The 24,443-nt window shown below is 64.1% G+C and carries 18 protein-coding genes; 7 read left to right on the top strand and 11 right to left on the bottom strand.

The window, feature by feature from the left end; genetic code table 11:
• Positions 1 to 331: 331 nt before the first annotated feature.
• Positions 332 to 1,873 (top strand): HD domain-containing protein, encoded by a 1,542-nt coding sequence (locus tag QZ634_RS14790; protein ID WP_291989628.1) that lies wholly within the window; start codon positions 332 to 334, stop codon positions 1,871 to 1,873.
• A gap of 103 nt (positions 1,874 to 1,976) precedes the next feature.
• Positions 1,977 to 3,209, top strand: a complete 1,233-nt coding sequence (locus tag QZ634_RS14785) for a hypothetical protein (protein ID WP_291989626.1) — start codon at positions 1,977 to 1,979, stop codon at positions 3,207 to 3,209.
• 25 nt (positions 3,210 to 3,234) lie between these two features.
• Here the strand turns inward: QZ634_RS14785 and QZ634_RS14780 are convergent, their stop codons facing one another.
• Together QZ634_RS14780 and QZ634_RS14775 are read right to left on the bottom strand one after the other, a co-directional pair.
• Entirely contained in the window at positions 3,235 to 3,933 is a 699-nt protein-coding gene (locus QZ634_RS14780) for an MOSC domain-containing protein (RefSeq protein WP_291989624.1), read from the bottom strand.
• Complete coding sequence (locus QZ634_RS14775) at positions 3,930 to 4,832, bottom strand: ROK family protein (RefSeq protein WP_291989622.1); 903 nt, start codon at positions 4,830 to 4,832, stop codon at positions 3,930 to 3,932. The genes QZ634_RS14780 and QZ634_RS14775 overlap by 4 nt, the downstream gene beginning before the upstream one ends.
• Before the next feature lie 1,213 nt (positions 4,833 to 6,045).
• On the opposite strand from QZ634_RS14775, the gene QZ634_RS14770 reads away from it, so the two are divergent.
• The 4 genes from QZ634_RS14770 to QZ634_RS14755 all read left to right on the top strand — a co-directional run bounded on the left by QZ634_RS14770 (position 6,046) and on the right by QZ634_RS14755 (position 8,281).
• Complete coding sequence (locus tag QZ634_RS14770) at positions 6,046 to 6,291, top strand: type II toxin-antitoxin system prevent-host-death family antitoxin (protein ID WP_291989620.1); 246 nt, start codon at positions 6,046 to 6,048, stop codon at positions 6,289 to 6,291.
• Entirely contained in the window at positions 6,291 to 6,668 is a 378-nt protein-coding gene (locus QZ634_RS14765; RefSeq protein WP_291989960.1) for a type II toxin-antitoxin system VapC family toxin, read from the top strand. The genes QZ634_RS14770 and QZ634_RS14765 overlap by 1 nt, the downstream gene beginning before the upstream one ends.
• A 604-nt stretch (positions 6,669 to 7,272) precedes the next feature.
• A complete protein-coding gene (locus tag QZ634_RS14760; RefSeq protein ID WP_291989618.1) occupies positions 7,273 to 7,674 on the top strand; it encodes a nuclear transport factor 2 family protein in 402 nt (133 codons plus the stop codon).
• A gap of 160 nt (positions 7,675 to 7,834) precedes the next feature.
• Positions 7,835 to 8,281 (top strand): SRPBCC family protein, encoded by a 447-nt coding sequence (locus QZ634_RS14755; protein WP_291903988.1) that lies wholly within the window; start codon positions 7,835 to 7,837, stop codon positions 8,279 to 8,281.
• Positions 8,282 to 8,508: 227 nt separating this feature from the next.
• Here the strand turns inward: QZ634_RS14755 and QZ634_RS14750 are convergent, their stop codons facing one another.
• From QZ634_RS14750 to QZ634_RS14720, 7 genes are all read right to left on the bottom strand, one after another.
• A complete protein-coding gene (locus QZ634_RS14750) occupies positions 8,509 to 9,708 on the bottom strand; it encodes an NnrS family protein (protein WP_291989616.1) in 1,200 nt (399 codons plus the stop codon).
• Between the two features lie 97 nt (positions 9,709 to 9,805).
• Positions 9,806 to 10,876: an alkene reductase gene (locus QZ634_RS14745; protein ID WP_291989614.1), complete on the bottom strand. Its 1,071-nt coding sequence runs from the start codon at positions 10,874 to 10,876 to the stop codon at positions 9,806 to 9,808.
• A gap of 435 nt (positions 10,877 to 11,311) precedes the next feature.
• The gene (locus tag QZ634_RS14740) at positions 11,312 to 12,310 is read right to left on the bottom strand and encodes an HAD family hydrolase (protein ID WP_291989958.1); all 999 of its coding nucleotides are present in this window, start codon (positions 12,308 to 12,310) and stop codon (positions 11,312 to 11,314) included.
• Between the two features lie 126 nt (positions 12,311 to 12,436).
• The gene (locus QZ634_RS14735; RefSeq protein WP_291989612.1) at positions 12,437 to 14,179 is read right to left on the bottom strand and encodes an arylsulfatase; all 1,743 of its coding nucleotides are present in this window, start codon (positions 14,177 to 14,179) and stop codon (positions 12,437 to 12,439) included.
• Between the two features lie 645 nt (positions 14,180 to 14,824).
• Positions 14,825 to 16,087, bottom strand: coding sequence for a multiheme c-type cytochrome (locus QZ634_RS14730; RefSeq protein WP_291989610.1), 1,263 nt, complete (start codon positions 16,085 to 16,087; stop codon positions 14,825 to 14,827).
• Between the two features lie 355 nt (positions 16,088 to 16,442).
• Positions 16,443 to 19,613, bottom strand: a complete 3,171-nt coding sequence (locus QZ634_RS14725; RefSeq protein WP_291989608.1) for an efflux RND transporter permease subunit — start codon at positions 19,611 to 19,613, stop codon at positions 16,443 to 16,445.
• The gene (locus tag QZ634_RS14720) at positions 19,610 to 20,692 is read right to left on the bottom strand and encodes an efflux RND transporter periplasmic adaptor subunit (RefSeq protein ID WP_291989606.1); all 1,083 of its coding nucleotides are present in this window, start codon (positions 20,690 to 20,692) and stop codon (positions 19,610 to 19,612) included. Before QZ634_RS14720 ends, QZ634_RS14725 begins: the two co-directional genes overlap by 4 nt.
• Positions 20,693 to 20,922: 230 nt before the next feature.
• Here QZ634_RS14720 and QZ634_RS14715 point away from each other — a divergent pair, with 230 nt between their 5' ends.
• Positions 20,923 to 23,436, top strand: coding sequence for an arylsulfatase (locus QZ634_RS14715; RefSeq protein WP_291989605.1), 2,514 nt, complete (start codon positions 20,923 to 20,925; stop codon positions 23,434 to 23,436).
• Positions 23,437 to 23,564: 128 nt separating this feature from the next.
• Here QZ634_RS14715 and QZ634_RS14710 read toward each other — a convergent pair whose 3' ends face one another.
• Positions 23,565 to 23,840, bottom strand: a complete 276-nt coding sequence (locus QZ634_RS14710; protein WP_043566307.1) for a hypothetical protein — start codon at positions 23,838 to 23,840, stop codon at positions 23,565 to 23,567.
• A 200-nt stretch (positions 23,841 to 24,040) separates the two neighbouring features.
• Positions 24,041 to 24,433 carry a hypothetical protein gene (locus tag QZ634_RS14705; protein ID WP_291989603.1) on the bottom strand — a complete coding sequence of 131 codons (393 nt, stop codon included), beginning with the start codon at positions 24,431 to 24,433 and terminating at the stop codon, positions 24,041 to 24,043.
• Positions 24,434 to 24,443: the final 10 nt, after the last annotated feature.

Raw genomic sequence — 24,443 nt, 5'->3', positions numbered from 1 at the left:
CGATCGATTGACGACGGTCGCGGCGGCAGGGATACTCTGTCTGCATGCGGGTCACGGATCCCGCAACGTGAGCCTTTTCACGGCGAACAGGGCGCACTTCCGCTATCTTTCCGTTCGCCGGGGAATGAGTTGCGCGCTGCCACCCACCGCGCCTGCCGCCAGCTGGCGGGGCGGTCAAGGAGCCAGCCGAGGCCCGTTTCCCGGCGCCAAGCCAAGGGACGTCACGCTGCGCTGGCGTGCGGTCACGGCGAAGCAGACCTGGCCGACGCGGGCAGGCCGCCAAATCGTCCCGCGTGCGCCCTTTTTTCAAGCAGCGGCAAGGAGTTCTGACGTGTCTTCCGAATTTGTAGCGGCGATCGACCTTGGTTCGAACAGCTTTCACATGATCGTCGCCCGCCTGGTCAATGGGCAGGTGCAGGTCCATGACCGCTTGCGCGAGATGGTTCAGTTGGCGGGCGGTCTCGATGCGCGCAACCGCCTCTCGCAGGATGCGCAGAAGCGAGCTCTCGAATGCCTCGCACGCTTCGGCCAGCGGCTGCGTGACATTCCACCCGAACAACTGCGCATTGTCGGTACCAATACCCTGCGCCAGGCACGCAACAGTGCCGAGTTCGTCGCGCGCGCCGAACAGGTTCTCGGCCACAAGGTCGAAATCGTCCGTGGCCAGGAAGAAGCGCGCCTGATCTATCTGGGCGTGGCGCACAGCGTGGGCGACGTCCCCGGGCAGCGCCTGGTGATCGACATTGGCGGTGGCAGCACCGAGCTCATCATCGGCGAAAAATTCGATCCCCTTCACCTGGCCAGCCTGAAGATGGGTTGCGTCAGCCTCAGCCGGGCCTGTTTTGGCGACGGGCGGGTGACTGCCAGTCGCCTGCGCGAGGCCGAACTGCTCGTGCAACTGACCCTCGAGCCGGTCCGCCAGGAGTATGTGGCGCGCGGTTGGGGGGTGGTCACCGGCGCCTCCGGCTCGATCAAGGCGATCCAGGATGTGCTGATCAGCGAGGGCTGGAGCCGCGAGGGAATCACCCGCGAAGCGTTGCGCCGTCTGCGCGGCGAGTTGCTCGAGGTGCGCGACACGACGGCCATTGCCAGCCGCTGGCAACTCGACCCGGCACGCGCGCGCGTCTTTGTCGGCGGTTTCGTCGTTCTGCACGGGCTCTGCGAGGCGCTCGCCATCGACCAGCTGGAGGTCTCGGAAGGCGCCCTGCGCGAAGGCCTGATCTATGACCTGCTGGGGCGCATTCGCCACGAGGACGTGCGCGACCGGACGATCGTCGACGTCATCACGCGCTTCAACCTTGACGAAGCCCAGGCGCGGCGCGTCAGCGCGACGGCGCTCGCCCTGCTGCGCCAGGTGCGCAGCAAATGGCAACTCGGCGGCGAAGAGGCGGCGCATGTTCTCGAAAGGGCCGCTCGCCTGCATGAAATCGGCCTCTTGCTGACCCACGACCAGCACCACAAGCACGGCGCCTATGTGATCGAACACGCCGATCTGCCCGGCTACTCGCGCGACGACCAACTGCTGCTCTCGGCACTGGTCAGGCGTCACCGACGCTCATTTCCCGGCAACGCCTTCGCGCACCTGCCGCGCGCGTGGAAGGACGCCGCGCCGCGGCTGTGCGTTCTCCTGCGCCTCGCGGTGGTCCTCCACCGCAGCCGCACGAGCGACCCCCTACCGACGATCGGACTGCGCGTCGAGCGGCGCCAGCTCGAGCTACGCTTCCCGCCCGGCTGGCTTGAAGAGCATCCGCTGACCCGTGCCGATCTGCAAAACGAAGCGCCCATGATGCGCAAGGCGGGCTTTGCGTTTCGCCTGGGCAGTCCCGACAGCACGCTGACGCCGCTGCCTTCGGCCACCTCTGCCGCACCATGAACGGCGAGCCTGGCAGCGCTGCCAGGCCGCAGCAGCGGGGTGCGCGCGCGCCGCTGAGTGAGCGACGCTGCGCCAGCCGGCAGACGCTTTCCGCGCTGCGCCGGTGATACGCCTCTTCGTCCTCCTGCCGCTCCTCGCTGCGGCAGTCCTTTTTCTTGCCGGCCTGCAAACGGTGCCGCTGGTCAGCCGCGGCGAAACCATTTCGCCAGCGGCGATCGCCGAGGCGCGCGGGCTTCTGCTCAGCAACGACCCGCGTCGACTGCGCCGTGGCGAGCAACGAACGGCGCAGATTCCCGTAGCGCTGGTCGACGAAGCCGTCAATCATCTGGCGACGCGCAGGCTACAAGGGCGCGGCGCCTTTTCGCTGGTCGACCAGGCGGGCGAATTCCGCCTCACTGTCCCTTTCCGGCTCCCCGGTCTTTCCGGTGCTCGCTATCTGAATCTGCGCGCAGCTTTCCGGTCCGACGCCGGGCAAGTGCAGCTCGCCTCCGTGACCCTCGGGTCGCTGCCGCTACCGCCGCGCCTGGTCGAGTGGTTGAGCGTCGCGGTGATCGAGCTTGCCGGACTTGGCGAGCCTTGGCTGCTGCTGCAACAGGCGTTTCGCCGCCTCGACTTCGTGCCCGCGCGTGGCGTCGTCGCTATCGCCTACGTCTGGGAGCCAGGTCTTCTCGATCGCGCCCGCTCGTTCGCCTTCACACCCGCCGACAGCAGGCGCGTCGAGGCCGCCCAGCGCGCGCTCGCCGACCTCTTCATGCACTACCCGGTGAACGCCCGCGTACCCCTGAGCGAGGTTCTGCTGCCCTTGCTGGCCGGCCCCGCCGGGGAAGAAGGCGTACAGCAGCGACGGGCGGCGCTGCTCGTGCTGGCAGCGTACGAGTCTGGAAAAAGCCTCAACACCCTCTTTCCGCAAGCCGGCGAGTGGCCACGTGCGCGCCGTCTCAACCTGGAGTTGCTCGGACGCTACGACAGCGCGCAGCATTTCGTCATTTCGGCCGCTCTGGCCGCCTGGGCCGGCGAACCGGCGGCCAACGCCATCGGCATCTACAAGGAAATCGACGATTCGCGGCGCGGGAGTGGTTTTTCGTTCGCCGACCTCGCCGCCGATCGTGCCGGGACGCGCTTCGGCGAACTGCTGGCTGGCGACCCGCAACGCTTCAACGCGGCCATGAGCCGGACGCGGCGCGACAGTGACCTGGCGCCGTCGCTGAGCGGTCTCCCCGAATACCTCTCGGAAGCCCGCTTCGAGCGCCGTTACGGTGGCCCGGACAACGCTGCCTATCGGCAACTTGGCGCCGACATCGAGGCGCGGCTGGCCGCCTTGCCCTTCTATCGCTAAATCGCTGATTGCCGGTTTTCTGTGCTCAGGGTGGGCGGCCATGGAACAGTGGCCGGGCCGGCTGTGTGCCGCTGTCGTTGCTGCGCAGCCAGTGCCGGCGATCACGCAGCTTCTTCTGCCAGCCGGGGTTCAAGCCGGGCGCCGCGGACAAACGCTGCAGAGTCGCCGCGGCGGGCCGGTGCTCGCGCCAGACCTGCCACAGCTCGGCGAGCGAGACGGCGCCCGGCAGACGTTCGATCAGTTCGAGTCGGTCGCCCGTGCCGATCCTGGCTTCTTCGAGGACGCGGTAGTACCAGCCGGTCAGGCCGGTCTCGGCGATCAGCCGCGCGACGCCAGCGTGGCCATAGCGGTGGTCGATTTTCCAGCACGGGCTGCGGGGCTGGCTGACCTGAATCCTGGCGCGACCGAGACTGAATACGTCGCCGATGAAAACCGTGCTTTCATCGACAGCGGCGGCGGAAACGTTCTCGCCGATGCTGCCGACGACCAGTTGCGCGGCGATTGCCGGCAGCTGCTCGGCCAGGCGCCGATAGTTGTCGACGGCGTACTGATGGAGCGCTTTCTCCGGCCCGCCATGGACGCGACGGTCGGCCTGGACATCGCCGGCGAGGCCCTCGAAGCCGAGCTCGACCGGGGCGGCCACCGGTTTCTTGAAGATGCCAGTCGACTGCCCGTGTTCGTCGATTCTCGTCAAACCACCGCTGAACAGCACGATCTCGCTCAATTTTCGCTCCATAGCCAGGCGGCGCCACGCACGCCGGAAGAGTCGCCATGCACGTTGCGCAACAGCCGCGTGCGAATGACGTCGGAAAAGACGTGCGCGGCCCAGAGTCGCGGCACCCGGTCATACAGGCGCTCGATATTCGACAGTCCGCCACCGAGCACGATGACCTGCGGATCGAGAACATTGACCACCTGCGCCAGGGCCTTGGCCAGGCGCCGCTCGTAGCGCGCCAGCGTCTGTTCGCAGGCCAGGTCGCCGGCCGCGGCAGCGGCGCAGATCTGCTCGGCGGCGAGCGCCTTGCCGCCATGGCGCAGGTGATCGGCGCACAGCGCCGGGCCCGACAGCCAGGTTTCGACGCAGCCGAGTCGCCCGCAGTAGCAGCGCGCCGGCGGCCGGCTTTCCTCTTCCGAAAGTGGCAAGGGGTTATGCCCCCATTCGCCGGCAATGCGGTTGGCGCCAGCGAGAACGCCTTTCCTGACGACGATGCCGCCGCCGACGCCAGTGCCGAGAATCACGCCGAAGACCACCTCTGCCCCGCTGCCGGCGCCGTCGATGGCTTCCGAAAGGGCAAAGCAGTTGGCGTCGTTGGCCAGGCGAATTTCGCGTTGCAGCAGCGCCTGCAGATCCTCGCGCAAGGCCTCGCCGATCAGGCAGGTCGAGTTGGCGTTCTTGATCCGCCCGTCAAGGGCCGATTCGGCGCCGGGCACGCCGATGCCGACGCTGCCGCTCTGGCCAAGCTCGCTTTCCGCCGCTTCGACCAGCTCGCCGACCGCCCGCAGCGTACCGTGGTAATCGCCCTGCGGCGTCGGACAGCGCCGCCGCAGCAAGACCCCGCCCGCGCCGTCGAGCGCGATCAGTTCAATCTTGCTGCCGCCAAGGTCTATCCCAATCCTTAACATGCTGTATAAACGAGACTTGGTAGTCACACCATCACCACTAGCTACGCAGCGAGTGTAGTTTTGCCTTCTTGATGAGACTTTAAGAAGCTTGAAGGCCGCGGGGAATCCGGCGCCCGTCCCGCACCCACCGTCATTGCGAGGAGGCGCAGCCGACGCGGTAGTCCAGTGCCATTCTCTCACGGCCTTTCCGCCGCATCGCCAATGCGCCGCGCTAAATCTCTGGATTGGCGCGTCGGCTGCGCCTCCTCGCAATGACGCGTTGGCTGATGTCGTGCTGCGGCATCTTTGACGAGGCTTTCAGCAGAGCATACCTGCAAACGGCGCACGATCGTTGACCTGGCTGGAGTTCGTCAGCTCCACACGGCGGGCAACACTGCACTAGCCGCGCGCCGACAGCCAGCGCTCTCCGTCTCCGGCCGCCGATAGTTCGACGATGATAGGCTTCGGTCCGACGCAACCCGAGGGCGGCAAGCGGATCCAGATGAGGTCCAACAAACGATTCTTCCCCATGCTGCCCCTGCTTACTCCGCTCGAACCATTCTTGACGCAGAAGGGGCGGCCGAGCGAGATCGCGCTGGTTAAGTGACATCACGGCGAAGGGGCGCGTGCTCCTTGGTAGCGCACAGTTCGCACCGATGACCGCGGCCGACCGGGCCGTTCAGGAGGTGCTCGACACGCGTGGCAAGGCCGGGCTGGAGCAGCTCTCGAATACCTTTGTCAACGGCATCGACGCGGCGAAGTCTGTAAACGGATGGGAAGTACGGGCGGACGTAGTCAGCGCCGGGGTACTGCAGCCGGCCGTGGGCAGGGTGGAAAAGCGCCTTGCCGCCGTTGCGGGTAGCTCCATCACCCTATCCGTGCTGACGCCAGGCGGCCTCATAGTGAAGCCCGAGGGGTTTCACCAAGGTGCAACGATCACTCGAGCAGGGACTGGCCCGCCGACGGGTCACCCTGGATCCCGCCGAACGAAGCGATCCATCGAGGTAGCCGACCCCACCAATCGACGGCTGCATAGCACTCGCCCCACGCGGCGGACTGGCATCGGCGAAACTCCGCGAGCCGGACGAAACATGGGTTCCGTTGCAGAGCGCCGATATCGCGCGACGAACTCGGCGGACGTGGCCTTGCGATCCGGAAAGGGATCGCACTTGGCTAACCTGGCCAAGCAGAGCTAAACTGCAGCTATCCGGGGTCGTTCTGGAAGGAAGTCACAATGCAAGTCAACATGCTCGAGGCCAAGAACCAGCTATCGAAACTGGTACAGGCAGCGCTGGCGGGTGAGGACGTCGTAATTGCCAACAACGGCGTCCCGGTGGTCAGGCTGGTGAAGGTCGGCGCGCCGGAGGTTGCGCGCCAGCCCGGCGCGTGGGTTGCCTTGCCCCCGGCTGAGGCGGATTGGGATGCGCCTGCGACCAATGCCGCCATCGCCGACGAACTCACCGGTGGCGGCATATCGTGATGCGCTACCTGCTCGACACCCATCTGGTCTATTGGTGGATGACGGGCGACGAGCGTCTGGGCGAGACCACACGAGCCCTCATCGCACGATCCGACATCACGGTCAGCACTGCCAGCGTGTGGGAAATGGTGTTGAAAAACGCCAAAGGCAAGCTGCCCTTACCGCAGGGCGCCATTGGCGAACAACTCGAAGCGCAGGGCTTTGTCTTGCTGCCGATCCTCCCGCGCCACATCGAAGCCGTGCGCAGCCTGAGCTGCGCGCACGCCGACCCATTCGATCGATTGCTTGTCGCGCAGGCGAAAGACGAGCGACTGACGTTGCTGACCCGCGATTCGGCAATACTGGAATTGGAACTGGACGAGGTGGAGAAGGCTTGACCGCCGGCCGTCGGCGCCTGCAAGACTTGGCCCCCAACCGGCACTCGCCTTGACCTGCACCTCCGGCCGCGACGACCATGGTCGGGCAGTCACGAGCGGAGGCCTGACCCTGCGCGCATGCCCCGTGCTCGCGTATCATTCGATATATACAAGCATTAATAAGATCGGGGTATGAAAAGATTGATGGTTGCGCTGATGTCAATTGTGGGTGTAGTTGTGAGTTGGTGCGCTAATCGCCTTGCAGCAGTAGTTTCAGCGGGCGCTTCGGCGCCCATTTTCTCGTCCTCCCTGTGAATGACCGCTTCCCTGGCTACAAGACGATTCCTGACCATGGACCGACCCCTCCTGTGGGTGAACGTGGCTCGGGTTATGCCAACAATTGCTGGCCTGGGGCCTGATGTTGGCTGATCTGCTCGTTCAGAGGGCTTGCGCCACGGCACTGCGTGAAAAAGATTGACCTTGAGCCGTGCCGCCCTACAATCCCCACAGCGACGGTGATGCCGGCGGCAGATGCACTGCCGGCGCCGGCCGCTGGTTGCAAACCTTCGCCAGCAGAATCGGTCTCAGCAGCAGTCAGACCGTTGACCAAGGAGGAGAGCCTGCCGTGAGCAATATCGCCAGCGTTCAAGAGATCTACACAGCGTTCGCCAGCGGCGACGTTCCGACCATCCTGAGTCACTTGAGCGACGATGTGATTTGGGAATACGACAAGCAAGACGCTGGAATCCCCTGGCTTGTGCCGCGGCATGGGCGAAATGAGGTGCCGAAGTTTTTCCAGGCGCTGGGCGCCCTGGATCTCCGGAGGTTCCAGCCCAAGACCTTGCTCGAATCCGGCAGCATCGTCGTTGCCCTCAACGACATCGTTTTTGTGGTCAAGGCGACCGGTAAGGAAGTCGTCGAAGAAGACGAAGTTCACATCTGGCATTTTGACAGCAGCGGACAAGTGACAAAGTTCTGTCACAAGACCGATACGCACGAACACTGGGCCGCCCTCCGGGGAAGCTGATCGGGCGCGGGGGACGTTTTTATTCGCCCGTCCAGACCTGACGCGCCACACGTCTTGCCGAGGCTGGCTGCACCTTGCGTACCAGGAGCAGTCCAGAGATAAGGTCGGAACCCAGTGGTGCATGACCTCTTACGACCGACAAGCAAGGAGAGAAGCAGCCATGGCCACCAGCACCGTTCGATTTCACCGCATTTTGCGGGCGCCACCGGAGCGGGTCTACCGCGCCTTCCTCAATCCCCTGGCTATGGCCAAGTGGATTCCCCCGAACGGATTTACGTGCACCGTTCATCATATGGAGGCCAGGGTCGGTGGAACATTCAGAATGTCGTTCACCAACTTTGCCAGCGAGCAGATCCACTCCTTCGGCGGTGAGTACCTCGAACTCATCCCCAATGAACTGATCCGCTACACCGACAGCTTCGAGGATCCGAAGCTGCCGGGCGTCCTGCAGGTAACGGTATCGATCAAGGCGGTCTCCTGTGGCAGCGAGTTGAACATCGTCCAGGAGGGGATTCCCGAAGTCATACCCGTGGAAATGTGTTACCTGGGCTGGCAGGATTCGCTCGAGTCGCTCGCCAGACTCGTCGAGCCGGAAATCCGCGAGTAACCGTGGTGCTGCATTCTTGATGAGACCTTCAACGGCCCTGCCAGCAGCGTGAAACCCGTGCGGTGGCTGGACTGCGCCCGCTTCATACCGCTCCCTGCGTCGCCTCCTCGCAATGACGTGCTGGCGGGTGCGCTGCATTTCCGACGACACGTTCAGCAAGCTGGATAGCCGCTTGAAACGATTCCGTCGCTGGAATTCTCAGCTTCCATACGGCGTGCACCACCACGCTAGCCGGGCTTGCCGTCGAGCCTTGCCCGTGACAGCACCGGCCAGTAGAGAATGGCGTAGATAGCGAAGGCGAGCGACCAGCAAACTCCTGAGCCGACGAGTGTGCCCAGATAGGCGTCGGGAACGATCATTCCGCCGAAGACGCGGATCAGCGCGGCGCACAGGACCAGCACGTAAGCCGCGACCTCGTAGCGGTCGGCGACGAGCGGCCGGCCGGTATGGCCGCGAGCGGTGCGCGTCATCATGCCGAGCGTCATGCCGCCGATGGCACCGATGGTCAGTGCGTGCAGCGCGAGGGCCTCGGCGACCAGGCCGAACGCCGCCGAGGCGCGCAGTACGAGGTAGACGACGATCCAGGCGTAGGCCGCGTGCAGCACCCACACCAGCGGCGTGCGCAGCGTCCGCCACGGTTGCCAGCGATAGAGCCGGGCGGCGTGCGCCAGCGCGGCGACCAGGGCGATGCCCGCGATCACTGCCGCTGGCGCCTGCACAACGTCCGCCGCCAGCAAGAGCAGAACGCTTCCCAGGGCGAGTCTTTCGACAAGCGGATGGCGGCTCGCGTGCGTGCCGGGGATGCCGTTGTTGGTGAACATCGGGATCACTCGCCCACCCATCACCGCGATGATGAACAGGACGACGTCGAGCCCGGCCAGCAGACTGGCGCGTTCTGGCCAGGCCAGCATGCCAAGCCAGGAAAGGTGCAGCGCCAGCACTGCCGCGCCGAGCAGCAGCAGCAGGGGAACGAAGAAGTAATTGCGCCGGTTGCGGCTCTTCCACAGCGGGACGGCCAGCGCGATGGCCACGGCCACCGGGAAAGCGGCGTTGACCACCGCCGCGGCAAGCGCGTAAGGCGTCAGCATCAGGACCCGCCCGGCGACCCAGAGCAGGGCGAAAGCGAGCAGGGCGTGGCCGGTCGGCGTGGGCTGCCCGGTCCAGTTGCGACCCGCCGTAAACAGGAAGCCGGCAACCACCGCCAGCGTGTACCCGAAGAGCATCTCGTGACCATGCCAGGCCGGGCTGTGCGCAAGAGCCGCCGGCAGATAGCCCGCGTACTGAGCCACCCACAGGGGAATCGACAGCGCGGCGAAGACGCTGGCGAGCAGATAGAACGGCCGGAAGGCGAGTGCCCAGAGGGCGAATGGTGCGGCCGGCGCGTCGGTCGGCGGCTCGGGTTCGGCAATAGTGAGCGGTTTGGGCATGGCGATACTCATCTTCGAAAAGTCGGCAACGGCGCCTGAAGAACGCCGCGCTCGGCAAGCCGGGCATCTGCCAGGCGACGTTCGCGCAAGCCGCCGCTCAGGCGTTCAGGCTCGGGTAGTCGGTATAGCCTTTTGCGCCCGGCGAATAGAAGGTCGCCGGGTCGGGCTTGTTCAGTGCGGCGCCGATCCTGATCCGCTGCGGCAGGTCGGGGTTGGCCAGGAAGCTTGTGCCGAAGGCGACGGCGTCGACCTTGCCGGCAGCAACGGCTTTCTCCGCCTCGTCGGGCGTGTAGCCCATATTGCCGATCAGGACACCCCTGTACTTCGTCCGCACCGGGGTCACCACGTCGCCGCTCTGCTTCTGGAAGAAGTCGCTGCGCATCAGGTGCAGATAGGCCAGGTTGAAGTCGTTGAGTCGCCCGGCAAGCCAGCTGGCAAGAGCGATCGGATCGCTGTCGATCATGCTGTTGTAGCTGTTCAGCGGCGATATGCGCAGGCCGACGCGATCACTGCCCCAGACCTCGCTGACCGCGGCGATGACCTCGAGCAGCAGCCGCGCGCGATTCTCGAACGAGCCACCGTAGGGACCGACGCGTCTGTTCGCCCCGTCGCGCAGGAATTCGTCGAGCAGGTAGCCGTTGGCGCCGTGCACTTCGACGCCATCGAAGCCCGCGGCCCGGGCGTTCCGGGCCGCCGCCCGGAAACCGGCGACGATGGCCGGCAGCTCGTCGTCGCGCAGTTCGCGCGGCAATAAGTAAGGCTTCTTGCCCTCCGGCGTCTGTACCTCGTCGCCGGTGATGGCAATCGCGCTCGGGGCGACCGGCTGGAGGCCATCATTGAGCAGCGGATGGCAGGCGCGCCCGCCATGCCAGATCTGGAGAAAGATCCTGCCGCCGGCGGCGTGTACGGCGTCGGTGGTGAGCTTCCATCCGTCGACCTGTTCCGGCGAGTGGATGCCGGGCTCCCTCCAGAACGCCGAGTTGCCGGCCATGGCCATCGTCGCTTCGGCGATGACCAGTCCGCCGCTCGCGCGTTGCGCATAGTACTGCGCCATCAGCGCGGTCGGGACATGCTCGGCGTCCGCACGGCAGCGCGTCAGCGGCGCCATGAAGATACGATTCGGGACCGTGATCGGGCCCAGCGCGAGTGGGCTGAAGAGTTTGCTCATTGCCGGCTTTCTCGTTGCGTTGCGAAGCCGGCATCTTAGCCGAAGGCGGCCGGCGTCTGGTGATGGCGCGTTGTTCGTCGCCACGGCGTGGGTCTTCGCTTCCGCCCGTGCGCTGTTTTGCAGGTCTGCCCTGCTGACAGCCTCGTCAAGGATGCCGCAGCACGACATCAGCCGACGCGTCATTGCGAGGAGGCGCAGCCGACGTGGCAATCCAGAGATTTGGCGCTGCGCATTGGCGATGCGGCGGAAAGGCCGTGAGAGAAAGGCACCGGATTGCCGCGTCGGCTGCACCTCCTCGCAATGACGGTGGGTGCGGGAGGGGCGCCGGATTACCCGCTGCCTTCGAGAGCTTTCTTAAAAGTCTCGTCAAGAAGGCAACACTACACCAGGGAGCGCCCACGATAGGGCGATAGGCGCCACGCCCTCACCGTTTGTCTAAGGCTCCCACGCAAAAATCCGCTTCCAGTCGTTCTTCATGCTGATTACCGTCCAGCGTTGCTTGGTCGCCTGATCGTATAGCGCCTGGGTAAAGGCTCCGATCTTGGTCGCCGGCAGTCCCTGCGCCGGGCCGTAGGCGTACTCCCGCGTCGCATCGTCGTGCAGAACAATCATCGATAGCCGCGCGCCGTCGCCCGCCTTGGTGTATTCGAGCATCTGCCGGTCGCCCGTCGAGTTGCCTACCGCCAGCACAGGCCGGCGGCCGACCATCAGGTGGATGCCTTCGGGCTTGCCAGCGTTGTTGTCGTTGAGCAGCAGCTTGGCTTCCTTGGTCAGGAAGGGTTTGCCGTCCTTCGCGTAGCCGTATTTGGTGCCGCTGGCGGTGCCGACTACCTGCTCCCGTGGAATGCCGTAAACCTGCTCGGAGTACTGGCGCACGAAGTCCTGCCCGCCGCCGGTGACGATCCAGGTTTTGTAGCCGTTGTCACGAAGGTAGTTGAGCACTTCCTGCATCGGCAGGTAGGTGAGTTCGGTATACGGTTTCTTCCAGCGTGGATCCTTCGCTTCGGCGAGCCACTTCTTGACTTCGGCATTGAAAGTATCGACGGGCATGCCGGTCAGCGTGGCGGCGGCGAGCTTCTCGAGGTCGGGCAGCGTCAGTTTGGCGATGGCCGCACGATCGCCCCTGAGTATCTCCAGGACCGTCGAGTAGGGCGCGACCTTGGCCAGTTCAGGCTTCGCCTTGACCAGCGCTGGCACACGTTCGAGGATGTACATCACCTGCGAGTACATCGGGTGCTCGACCCACAGCGTGCCGTCCTGGTCGAAGGTGGCGATGCGCTCGGCCGGCGGAACGAACTGCAGACTGCCTGGCGTCGTGGTTTCTGTCACGAAGCCAATGATCGCCTGCTTGGCGGCACCGTCGTTCCAGGACGGCAACGGGTCTGTTTGCGCCTGGGCGGGCACGGCGAGAGCGAGCAGCGCCGCCAATGCCAGCGAACGGGCGAAGGTCGAAAAGGAGTCGATGAATCTCGGCACGGGTTTTCTCCCGGGAAATCATGAAAACGGGCGCCCGATTACAGGCGCCCGCAGGGGCATGTCACGAGCCGTCAGCGTGCCGACTCAATCGTGGCCGTGGCGGCCAGCTTGCTGCATGGCCTTGAGGATGCCATCCAGGTTATAGGTCTCCGGTGCCTGCATCGGCGGAAACTCCTTGTACGAGAACAGCTCCTTCTCCCACAGCAACTGGCCGATCGGCAACATGTTCCAGTTGTAGATATAGGCGTTGCCCGGAGAGCCAAGCGCACCGCCGTAACCCAGCAAGGACTTCGCGTCGGCGCCGACCGTCGTCTCGAAGGGGTCACGCTTGAGGTTGAGGAGCTGCGTCCAGTGAAAACTGACGGCCCCGAACAGCCCGCCGGTCGCGGTATCCGGAACGATCGTGTAATACATCTTCCAGTTCTTGTAGCGCACCGCCGACGGTTGCGAACCGGTGTAGTAGAAAAACACCTCACGCGCCGATTTCTCCGACTTGCCGGTCAGGTAATCGGTCTGGTCAACGCCGTCGAGCTTGGTCTTGACGATGCCGGGGTACTTGCCGGCCATGATCTGCTCGTTGAGTGCGTTGCCCTTGACCCCGCCAGCGATGTTAACCAGCGTCGGCACCCAGTCGAGCGAGGCGAAGATGTCGTCCTTGACCGTTCCCCGCTTGATGACGCCCGGCCAGCGCATGAGCATCGGTGCGCGCATGCCGCCTTCCCAGGTGGTCAGCTTGCCGCCTTTGAAGGGGGTGTTGCCACCGTCCGGAAAGGTGATGGTCTCGGCGCCGTTGTCGGTGGTGAACACGACGATGGTGTTGTCGAGCTGGCCCATGTCCTCCAGCTTCTTCATGACGGCGCCGATGTTGTCGTCCATCTGCTTCATGCCGGCTTCGTTGGTCCCCCAGTCCTTGCCGCCGGGTTCACCGACCATCGCCTCGTACTTCGGCGACAGCATGGTCGTGACGTGCATGCGCGCCGGGTTGTACCAGACGAAGAACGGCTTGCCGGTCTTTTTCGGATCGTTGCGGTCCATGAAGTCGATGACCTTGGCCGAGATTTCCTCGTCGACGGTCCGCGATCGATCGAGCGTCAGCGGACCTTCATCCTTGCACGTCGTGTTCTTCTGCGTGCCGTCGCTGGACTTGCACCAGATGACCGGGCGCGGTGGCGTCAGGCAGGTCGACGTTTTCGGATCCAGAGCGCCGGGAACCTCGGGCAAGCCGGTGATCGGCGTGTTCTTGCACGGCGGCGCAATGCCCTGCACCAGCGGCGTCTTGTTGATATCGACGAAGCTCACGCCCTGCATGGCGTCGAGGTGATACAGGTAACCCCAGTATTCCTGAAAGCCGTGCGAAGTCGGCAGCGCCTCGAAATGGTCGCCGAGGTGATTCTTGCCGAACTCGCCAGTGTTGTAACCGAGGTCGAGCAGGAACTTGGCCAGCGCTGGCGTGCCCGGACGCAACCAGGACGGGCTACCCGGCAGTTGCGGCGGGATCATGCCCGTGCGCAGCGGATGCATGCCGGTGAAGAAGGCGTTGCGCCCCGCCGTACAACTCTGTTCGGCGTAATAGGTCATAAATCTCGCACCTTCCTTGCCGATGCGATCGATGTTCGGCGTTTCGCCGACCATCAGGCCCTGATGATAGATGCTCGGCTGCATCCAGCCAATGTCGTCGCCCATGATGAACAGGATGTTGGGCTTGGCAGCGGCGGTCGCACCGGCGGTCGCTGTCGCGGCGGCCGCGGCGAAGGCTGATCCGGCGCCCAGGGTCAATACGGCGAAAAGTGTCAGTAATCTAAAGTGGACTATCGAGACAAGCTTCATTTCTCCTCTTTTATGTTGCTTCTGTTGGCGACGATCCGACTCAGAACCTGTCAGGCGTCGGGTGATACAGCTTTGCTTTGCTTCCTTCGGGGCTCCGTCGAGCAGGATTCGAAGGCGTTAGCCTATGTCTATGTAGGGCTTGGACAAAGCTGATCATCAGCTTGTCGTGGTGATGGCGGGACTCACCGAGAACCGATGGTTCGCTACCGCGATTGATTCGTGTTGCCCCCGGCATTTCGTCAGCATCGTAGACGAAACGTCTTGTGGGCCGCAAGAAGAAATGACTAACGCCTACCTTGTTGGGCGTCCGCTATGGCCGAGGAGCAGGCCACAGGTCGGTAGGGACGAGCGACAGCTTCCCGATCAGTAAGCGGCCGTTCGAGCCCGCTAATTTTTCGTTGAGGCTGTGACTCCTTCTGGCCGGTTTCTGTTGTTCGGCATGACTTCTGCATCATTGACCATCTCTGAGGATTCCCCAAGGGCAGCGACCGACCCAGAAGATCCGTTCAGGTTTCTACTCAATGGCAGTCGGGTATGTGGGGTCGACTTGCCGCTCGGTTTCCAGCAGCCGGAGTTGGGAATCTCGAATTCTCGTCAGGAAAAGGGCCGAGAAATCCCGGCCCGTCTCAATGCCTCACGTCGCGTCTATCGTTTTGCGACGCTGCTCTTGCGGGCATGCTTGTCCCGCAGATCCTCGGCGGTACTCTTGATCTCGACCAGATCCAGCAGCATTGCACTCCAGCCGTACCACAGCGCGTAGTCGGGGTTGGAGTGGAAAGCGCCCTGGAAGGCACGCATGCGATGCTTCAGATGCATTACGAACAGCTTGTGCTCGATCGGCGTCGGCGCATCGTGGAAAGCCAGTAGGTCCGGGAATTCATAGGTGTAGCTGGCGGGTTTGGTCAGAACGCCATCCTTGTACAAGCCGGCAATGATGCGGATTGCCTCGGCCAGTTGGTGGTCCGCCTGGCGAATGATTTGGTCACCTTTCTCCATCTCTCCGCTGGCGAAGTTCTCCGAGTGACACTGGGTACAGGTCTTGATCATCTTCTTGCGCTCCTCGTCGAAGCTGGCCTGATCGAGGCGAGCGACGTCGGCGGCTTTGACGGCCTCAAGGCGGGCGGTCGGATTGCCCTGCGGATCAAGGACACCCAGGGCCTGCAGGATGGTGATCTGATCGGCCCTCCAGATCGGGTCCTCGGGCAGCGGCAGGCGTACGGCGAGGAAACCCCAGGCCGTCCTCACCTCGTGGTTGCCGTCCTGCATGTGACAGGTCTGGCAGGTCGGCGCGGCTGCAGTTTCAGGCAGAATCCCGATTTGTTTCAGCAACGCGCGTACCCCGTGCTTTGACGAGGAATACATCTCCCACTGCGGGTGATCGAAGCCCATGTGGCAAGTCTGGCAGGCCTGCGGTGCTTGCGCTTCCTTCTTGCTGAAGGTGTGACGGGTATGGCAGGCGTCACAGGAAGCGTTGCCGTGCTCGATACCTTGGGACCTGAGCGCTTTAACCTCGTCCTCCGACTTGCTGCCCAGCTTGTGGCAACCGCCGCAGCCCTTCATGCCGGCGGCAAGTTGCATGGGCAGCATGTGCGTTGTCGGCATGGCCTTCATGACGGTCCAGGCCAGCGCATGCTTGCCTTTCAGGAACTGGTTTTCCTGCTCGTCGTGGCAAGAACCGCAAGTGGCCGCTGTCGGCATTTTGGCTAGCTTGGCGTCTTCCATGTCCTTGTGGTCCCTGCCGTGACAGGTGGCGCAGGTCGCCCGACCTTTCTTGACGATGGAGTGCTTGCTGGCTTCCCAGTCCTTGACCACGCCGGGTGATATTTTCTGATGACACTTGACGCATTCGTCGGCGAATGCGGGCATCGCAAGCACGATGCCCAACAAAAAGGCGAACAGTTTGAACATGATGAATCCTCCCCCTGAAGCTGTCTGCAAACGCTATTAAATCTAGACCAGCGAGCGCGGGAAAGCCATGTCACAAAAAAGGTTTTGGCCATTGACAGCTTGGCATCCGGGTTGGCCCCCGGGAAGCGACACCACTCGGCCGTATCCCGCCTTCCATGTGAGCCGAGTTCCACCCGCTTGGACGGCAGCTTGCGCCCGGCAGGGCCTCTCAGTGCATCGGTCTGGCACGACACCTGCGCCCGAAAGGCTGGCGTACTCGCCAGGCTGCACCCGACAGTGAACAGGATCGGCGGCACGAGCAGCGACAACAACAGGGGTGGCCGACGCCCGCACGAAACTGCGCGGAAGCGTGCGTCTATCCCGTGCTTCCTGAAATCTCTTTTCCTGACTTCGTATCCGGGTTCGCCACTGCGCACGCCTGCTCATCGCTCGCCGCCAGTTCCTTTTCCAGTTGCCGGTGGACGCGCCCTGGCGAGCCGGTGTGCCTGGCCAGCAGGTCGTAGGCGACGGGGACGACGAAGAGGGTGAACAGGGTCGCCGAGAGGATGCCGCAGAGGACGACGGTGCCGATTACCGTGCGCGTTTCGGTGCCGGCGCCGGAAGAAAACAAGAGCGGGATGGCGCCGGCGGCGGTCGTCACGCCGGTCATGATGATCGGTCGCAGGCGGATTTCGGAGGCTTCGACGAGCGCTTCGCGAAACGGCCTGCCGGCGTCGCGCAGCTGGTTGGCGAATTCGACGATCAGGATGCCGTTCTTGGCAGCGAGTCCGACGAGCATGATCAGGCCGATCTGACTGTAGAGGTTGAGCGTCTGGCCGGAGACATACAGCCCGAAGAGTGCCCCGGCCATCGCCAGCGGCACGGTGAGCATGATCACGAAGGGATGTACCCAGCTCTCGAACTGCGCGGCGAGGACCAGGAAGACGACGATGACGCCGAGCACGAAGGCGAACACGATCGCGCCGCCGGTCGACTTGAAGTCCTCCGACTGGCCCTTGTAGTCGATGATCACCTCGCTGGGCAGGCTTTCCCTGGTCAGTTGTTCGAGGCTGCGCAGGGCGTCGCCCAGCGCCACGCCATCGGCGAGGTTGGCCTCCAGGGTGATCGCGCGCACCCGGTTGTAGCGGTTGAGCTGTATCGAATCGGCAAATTCCTCGAGCCGCACCAGATTGGCGAGCGGTATCAGGGCCTGCGTGCGCGCCGAGCGGACGTGGATGTTCTCCAGGCTGGCCGGCGTACGCTGCGTGCTGCGCTCGCCTTTCAGGATCACGTCGTACTCTTCGCCGGCGTCGATATAGGTGGTCACCTTCCGCGAGCCGAGAACGGTTTCCAGCGTGCGCCCGATGCTGCCGACGCTGACGCCGAGTTCGGCAGCGCGGTCGTAGTCGATCACCACGCGCAATTGCGGCTTGGTTTCCTTGTAGTCCCAGTCCAGCCCGACCAGGCCGGGATTGTTGGCGTTGATCTTGTCGACCAGGGTGTCGCGCCACTGCGCGAGCTGTTCATAGGTGCCGCCGCCGATGACGAACTGCACCGGCTTCTGGATACGCGACCCGAAGCCCTGGCGCATCACCGGAAAAGCGCGCACCCCGGGCAAGTCCTGGAGACGCAGGCGGACGTCTTCCATGATCTCCCACGCCGAGCGTCGCTGCGCCCAGTCGCTGAGCACGTTGATGACGATGCCGGTATTGAAGATCTCGAAATTGCCGAAGGCGCGCGGCGCACGCACGAGCATGCGCGAAATCTCGCCGTTTTCCACCAACGGCATCAGGCGCTGTTCGATCTCGGTCATGTACGCGGCGATGTACGGATACGAGCTTCCTTCCGGACCGCTGACCATCACGTAGAAAACGCCACGGTCTTCACGCGGCGCGTACTCGTCGGGGATGTTGCGGTAGAGCCACACCGAGCTGCCGAGCAGGGCGACAAAGAGCAGACCGATGACCCAGCTGTGTCCGAGAGCGCCCTGCAGCAGGGTGTGATAGCCGTGGCGCACCTTGCCGAACAAGCGATCGACGACCCCTGACAGCCGCGAGTGGCCGGCGTCCTGCGGCAGGATCTTCGAGGCCAGCATCGGCGACAGCGACAGCGCAACGAAGCTCGAGAAACAGACCGCCGCGGCCATGGTCAGCGAAAACTCGGCGAACAGGCGGCCGATGTTGCCCTGCAGGAAGGCAATCGGCACGAACACCGCCACCAGCACCACCGTGGTGGCGATGACCGCGAAACCGACCTGGCGGGTGCCGCGGTAGGCGGCCACCAGGCGTGTTTCACCGTATTCCTGCATGCGCCGGTGAATGTTCTCGATGACCACGATGGCGTCGTCGACGACCAGGCCGATGGCCAGCACCAGCGCCAGCAGGGTGAGAATGTTGAGCGAGAAATCGAGCGCCAGCAGGACCATGAAAGTCGCCACCAGCGAGACCGGGACGGTCACCGCCGGCACCAGCATGGCGCGCAGGCTGCCGAGGAAGAGCAGGATCACGCCGACGACCATGGCGATGGCGATGAACAGCGTCTTGTAGACCTCGTGGATGGCGCCTTCGACGAAGACCGAGCTGTCGTAGCTCTGCTTGATCGTCATTCCCGGTGGCAGGCTGCTGTTGATGCGCACCATTTCCGCCTTCGCCGCCTTGGCCACGGCCAGGGTATTGGCCGTCGACTGCTTGGTGATGCCGATGCCGACCATCGGCACGCCGTTGCCGCGGAAGAACAGGCGGTCTTCGGTGGTGCCGCGGACGACGCGCGCGACGTCGGCGAGGCGGACCAGGTAACCGTCGTCACCGCGGGCCAGCACCAGCTGGGCAAAGTCCTGCGCGGTCAGGAAAGTGCGCTGCGTGCGCACCGTAAACTGACGATTCTCGGAGTCGATGCTGCCCGCCGGCAGCTCCAGGTTCTCGGCACGCAGCGCGGCCTCGACGTCGGCGACGGTGAGCTTGCGCGCCGCCAGATCGCGCCGGTCGAGCCAGATGCGCATCGCGTACTCCTGGCCACCGCCGACGCGCACCCGGGCGACGCCGTCGAGGACCGAAAAGCGGTCCATCAGGTAGCGCCTGGCGTAGTCGGTCAGCTGCGGGATGTTCATCCCGTCGCCGGCCAGGTTGAGCCACATGATCACGTCTTCGTTGCTGTCCTGCTTCTGGATGTCCGGCGGTTCGGCCTCGTCGGGCAGGTCGTCGACGATCGCCGAGACGCGATCGCGGATGTCGTTGGCGGCGGCGTCGATATCGCGACCGACGGCGAATTCCAGCGTGATGCGCGAGCGCCCATCCTCGCTGCTCGAAGCAATGAAGCGGATTCCCTCGATTCCCGAAATGCGCTCCTCGATCAACTTGGTGACGCGGTTTTCGACGACGTTGGCCGCGGCCCCCGGGTAGCCGGTATCGACGGTGACGATCGGCGGATCGATGTCCGGGTATTCGCGCAGCGGCAGGCGGTCGAACGAGAGCAGGCCGAAGGCGATGAGCAGCAGGGACATCACCGAGGCGAAAACCGGCCGGGTGACCGACACATCGGAGAGGATCATGGGCTGCCGACGCCGCCGGGCAGCGCGCGCAGCAATTCGGGAAGGCTGCGGCTGCCATCATCGATGGCCAGAACCTTGACCGCCTGGCCTGGACGCAACTGCAGGTGACCGTGGGTGACCACCTGCTCGTTGGCCGCGAGACCCTTGTCCACCTCGACCAGGCCGGGACGACGCCCGCCAATCTGCACTTCGCGTTTGTCGACCCTGCTGTCCGCGCCGACGACAAAGACGAACTGCCGCTCAGCGAGTGGCACGAGCGACTCCTCCGGGATGACCAGCGTCGTGCGTGGCTCCTGCTGCACGACGACCTGCATCAGCATGCCGGGTCTGAGCAGATGCTCGGGGTTGGGCAGCGTGGCGCGCACGCGGATGGAACGGGTGACCGGATCGATACGACTGTTCACCGCCTTCACCGTGCCGCTGAAGCTGCGCCCGGGAAACGCCCGGCTGCTGGCAAGCACCTCCAGCCCGGGGCGGAGCACCTGGAGGTAAGTGGCGGAAACCGGCAGCTCGAGCTTGACGCTACTGTCGTCGTCGAGGGTCGTGATCAGGTCGCCGGGCTCGACCAGCGCGCCGACGCTCAGGTCGCGCAGGCCGACGACACCGGCGAACGGCGCCTTGATCAGCCGGTCGGCGAGTCGCGATTCGATGGCCACGAGTCGGGCGCGCGCCGTTTCCCAGTCGCGCTGGCGCTCGTCGAGCAGCGACCTGGCCGCCGTGCCCCTGGCCGCCAGTGACTGGAAGCGCTGATACTGGCGCAGCGCCTCGCTGACCGTGGCGCGCGCCTCGTCGAGCTGGGCGTGTTCTTCGCGGCTGCTCAACTCGGCGAGTAGCTGGCCCTTCTCGACCCGATCACCGTCGTCGAAGTGAATGGCGCCGACGGTTTCCGTGACCGTCGCCGTCAAGGCGACGGATTCCACGGCGGCGACCGTGCCCAGCGCCTCGATGGTGTCGGCGAACTGGACCTGGCGTACCGGGGCGACGATCACCCCGGCTGGCGGCGGCTCGGCGGCCTGGGCCACCGCGCAGAGCAGGGCCAGGCCGGCAAGGAGAAGGTGCAGATCGGTGGCGCTTCGCATGGGGCTTCCGTCGGTTGGCGAGGTTGGTATCGGTATGCGGCGTGGATCAGCCTTTGCATACTAGCAGTCCGCTTGACTGACCGCAGCCGCCGCTCGACGTTCGCCTGGGGCGCAGCCCGGCGGGGGCCGTTTTTTTCGACGAGCAGTGCCGGCCGGAATATCCGGAATGCAAGACACATGGCCGTCAGTCTTGTTATATTGCCGACTGTCCCGTTACGCAGGAGAAAACCATGCGCAAGATTCGCTGCCTGAGCAATGTACTTTGCCTGTTCGTCTCTGCCCTGTTGGTCTCCGCCCCGGCGGCCGCGCAGCAGGTCACCGGCACCCTGGGTTCGCCCGGCGCCACCACCAGCATCAGCGGCAAGCAGTTGCCGGCACCCGACCCGAAGTTTGGCGGTGTGATCAAGAACGATGCCCTGCAGTCGAAAGCCTGGTGGGCGCCGCGGATTGTGCCCCCGAAGGGCGCGCCCAACGTCTTGCTGATCATCACCGACGACGCCGGCTTCGGCGTTCCGAGCACCTTCGGCGGCGTTATCCCGACGCCGACGATGGACCGCCTCGCCAGCGAGGGCCTGCGCTACAACCGCATCTTCTCGACCGCGCTTTGCTCGCCGACACGCGCCGCGCTGATCACCGGGCGCAACCACCACTCGGCCGGTTTCGGCGTGATCTCCGAGCAGTCCACGGGTTTCCCGGGTTACAACAGCATCATCGGCAAGGACAAGGCGACGATCGGGCGGATCCTGCTCGACAACGGCTACTCCACGTCGTGGTTCGGCAAGAACCACAACACGCCGGCCTTTGCCGCCAGCCAGGTCGGGCCCTTCGATCAGTGGCCGACCGGCATGGGCTTCGAGTACTTCTACGGCTTCGTCGGCGGCGACGCCAATCAGTGGCAGCCGAACCTGTTCCGCAACACGACGCAGATCTATCCTTTCGACGGCAAGCCGGGCTGGAATCTGATCACCGGCATGGCGGATGACGCCATCGACTACATGACGCGCATCCATCAGACCGACCCCTCGAAGCCGATCTTCATCAAGTACGCGCCCGGCGCCACGCACGCGCCGCACCACCCGACCAAGGAGTGGGTGGAGAAGATCAGGGCGATGCACCTCTTCGATGACGGCTACAACAAGCTGCGCGAGACGATCTTTGAAAACCAGAAGAAGCTCGGCGTGGTGCCCAAGGACGCCAGGCTGACGCCCTGGCCCAACGAAGTACTGAAGCCGTGGGACCAGCTCAGCGCCGAGGAGAAGAAGCTGTTCGTCCGCCAGGTCGAGATCTTCGCCGCCTACGCCGCCTACAACGACCACGAGATCGGCCGCGTGATCAAGTCCTTCGAGGATCTGGGCAAGCTTGACAACACGCTGATCATCTACATCAACGGCGACAACGGCACCAGTGCCGAGGGTGGTCCGCTCGGCACGCCCAACGAGGTCGCTTTCTTCAACGGTCTCAATGAGCTGCCGGTCGATGTGCAGATGAAGTTCTACGACGTCTGGGGCACCGAGCTGACCTACAACCACATGTCGGCGGGCTGGTCGTGGGCTTTCGACACACCCTTTGACTGGTTCAAGCAGAACGCCTCCCGGCTCGGCGGCATCAACCAGAACATGGTCGTCTCGTGGCCGGCACGGATCAAGGACAAGGGCGGCCTGCGCGAGCAGTTCATTCACGTCATCGACGTCGTACCGACGATCCTCGAAGCCGCCGGCATCAAGGCACCCGAGATGGTCGACGGGATAAGGCAGGCGCCGATCGAAGGGACGAGCTTCGCCTATACCTTCGACGCGGCCAACGCCAAGATGGCATCGCGGCACAAGACGCAATACTTCGAGATGATGGGCCAGTGGGCGCTGTACGAAGACGGCTGGCTGCTCAGCACGAAGGTCAATCGCGCACCGTGGCAGGCGTTCGGCGCGGCCAACCCCGATCCGTTGAACAACCAGGTGTTCCAGCTCTACAACCTGAACAAGGACTTCAGCCAGTTCGACGATATCGCGGCGCAGCACCCGCAGAAGGTCAAGGAGATGCGCGAGAAATTCCTTGCCGAAGCGAAGAAGTACCAGGTGTTGCCGCTCGATGCGTCGGTTGCGGCGCGTGTCGTCGCGCCGCGTCCGAACATCACCGCCGGGCGCAGCGAGTTTGTCTATACGCGGCCGATGGTCGGCCTGCCGCAGGGCGATTCGCCGTTCCTGCTCAACGCGTCGTACACCATCAGCGCCGACATCGACGTGCCGCAAGGCGGTGCCGAAGGCATGATCCTGACTTCGGGCGGGCGCTTTGCCGGCTACGGCTTCTACCTGCTCAAGGGTAAACCCGTGTTTCTGTGGAACCTGGTCGATCTCGAACGCATCAAGTGGGAAGCGGCCGAGGCTCTCACACCGGGTCGGCACACCGTCGAGTTCGACTTCAAGTACGACGGCCTGGGTCTCGGCACGCTGGCGTTCAACAACCTGAGTGGCCTGGGCAAGCCCGGTACCGGAACGCTCAAGGTCGATGGCAAGGCGGTGGCCACCAAGACCATGCCAAAAACGCTGCCGATGATCCTGCAGTGGGACGAGAGCTTCGACATCGGTTCGGACACGCTCACCGGCGTGAACGATGCCGACTACAAGCCGCCATTCCCGCTGACCGCCAAGCTCAACAAGCTGACCGTCAAGATCGACCGTCCGCAGTTGTCGCCCGAGGATATCAAGAAGCTCGAGGCGGCAATGATCGAAAAGGCCAAGAGCGACTAAGTCTCGCCGCCGACGGCAGGAAGGGCGCAGTCCGTGCATGGGTAACACGCCGGCCTGCGCCCTTCTTCTTTCGCCGCCTGGCCCGGTCCGGCAACAGCCAGTCGCGCGCGCCGCCCGGGTACGCTGGCTCAGCTGTTCTTCATCTCTTCAGCCTTTTGCCGCATCGTTTTTCTCGGCGTCGTGAAATCTATCGCCGGACAAGGTGCCTTGGAATCGATCAGGATCACCATGTGCCCTTTGCGCACCTTCTTCTGCACTTCGTTGTCGATCGCCAGGGTATTCATTGCCACGGGTGGGCTGTCCCCCTGCCAGACCACCTCATTCGACGGCGAATAGATGATGTAGCACGCGGCAGATGCGACGCTTGAAAAAGAAAACGCCAGCAACGCAAAAATAGCTTTCATGTCAGACCTCCTGATAGTCATGCGACGACAATGGCTCGCGCCTGGCGGCGGCGTGATCGCCGATTGACTGGGCGTAGCGCAGTGGGTTGCCGCCGGAATTGCGTCTTGCAAGGGTAATCCAAGCGTCCTGGACTGGAAAGCACGAGTATCGCGATAGCGCGCAGGAATACACTGCCGAGCTTACGGATCCGGGGCCAGCCTCAACTGCCCTTCGCAGCCTGCTCGGCGACGGCGCCATCCAGTAGCCGTTCGCACTCCACCATCAGTGCGCGCCCGATCTCTGACTCGTAGTTGGGGTCGAGCGCTTCCATCATTTCATGTGCGGTGTGCAGTGCAGCTTCGCGCGACAGCGTGTCGGCGATCTGCCGGGCCAGTTGCTCGCTCAAGGCAGACAGCTGCCGTCGCTCGTCGAGCGGCAGGCGGCGTTTCGAGCGCGCCAGCCAGTCCGCGGCGAGGCTTGCGCCCTGGCCTTCCTTCAGCCATTGATCGTGCTCGTAGTAGACCGACAGGCGTTCGGCAGCGAGGGCGAAGATCAAGGCGATGCGTATCCCGCGATCTGTCGCCGGAGACGGCGAAGCGTTTTCCCAGGTCATCGCCGGCTTG

Source organism: Candidatus Accumulibacter sp. ACC007 (assembly GCF_907163205.1).
In the GTDB taxonomy this organism is placed as follows: Bacteria; Pseudomonadota; Gammaproteobacteria; order Burkholderiales; family Rhodocyclaceae; genus Accumulibacter; species Accumulibacter regalis.
Note: the sequence above shows the minus strand (reverse complement) of the source record. Positions and strands in the feature narration are given on the sequence as shown.